1 protein-coding gene is annotated in these 890 nt (G+C 62.7%); it reads right to left on the bottom strand.

Annotation, left to right across the window (positions count from 1 at the left end; all coding sequences use genetic code 11):
• Nucleotides 1–890: VCBS domain-containing protein (locus tag ACM6HV_RS10820; RefSeq protein ID WP_414904173.1), on the bottom strand; the 890-nt coding region annotated here is incomplete at both ends.

The raw sequence follows: 890 nt of genomic DNA, 5'->3' as shown, positions 1-890 counted from the left end.
CATCGGTCGGGTTGAGCGTGTAGGTGTAGGTACCGTCGGTGTGCAGCTCCAAGGTGCCATAGGTGCCGGTGAAGGTACCGGCGATGACGGGGCCGGTCGGTACGCGGTCGGCGCCTTGTACGTCATTGGTCAGGACGTTGCCGGTCAGCGTGAGCGTGGTTTCCGACGCCGTGCCCGTGTTGCTGTCATCGACCGCTTTGGGCAGGTCATCGATGATGTTCACATCGAGGGTCGCGTTGGCGGTGGTGCCGTTGTCGTCGACTACGGTGACGGCGAACTGCTCGGGCAGGTTGTTGGCGCCGTTGGCCGTCGGGTGCGACTCGTTATCGACCAGGGTGTAGCTGTAGCTGACCACACCCGTAGTGGCGTTGAAACCGGTGATGGTCAATGTGCTGCCCAACGGAGTAGTGACCGATTGCGGGAAGCCTGCAGCTACGCCATTGGTGACCACGGCGATGCCGCCGACGGTCAGCGTGGTGACGCCGTCCAGAGCGGTAATCGTGAAGGTGCCGCTTTGAGTCAGTGCATTGGCGTCCGGCGCGCTGCCGGTGCTGAGGTTTTTCTCGTAAACCGTCAGCTCGCCGCCGTTTACGTCCAGGCCGCTGATGACCACTGGATCGTCGTTGTTGTGAATCTGCAGCACCAGATTCGCGGTGCTGGTGTCGCCGTCCGAGTCGGTGATGGTGTAAGTGAACGTCTCTGTCCCATTGCCGCCGCCGTGCAGATTCTTGAAGTCGGCATCGGTCGGGTTGAGCGTGTAGGTGTAAGTGCCGTCGGTGTGCAGTTCCAGGGTGCCGTAGGTGCCGGTGAAGGTACCGGCGGTGACGGGGCCGGTCGGTACGCGGTCGGCGCCTTGTACGTCGTTGGTGAGGACGTTGCCGGTCAGGGTC

The organism is Pseudomonas sp. IT-P260 (assembly GCF_949768395.1).
GTDB classification, from domain to species: domain Bacteria; phylum Pseudomonadota; class Gammaproteobacteria; order Pseudomonadales; family Pseudomonadaceae; genus Aquipseudomonas; species Aquipseudomonas parakoreensis.
Note: the sequence above shows the minus strand (reverse complement) of the source record. Positions and strands in the feature narration are given on the sequence as shown.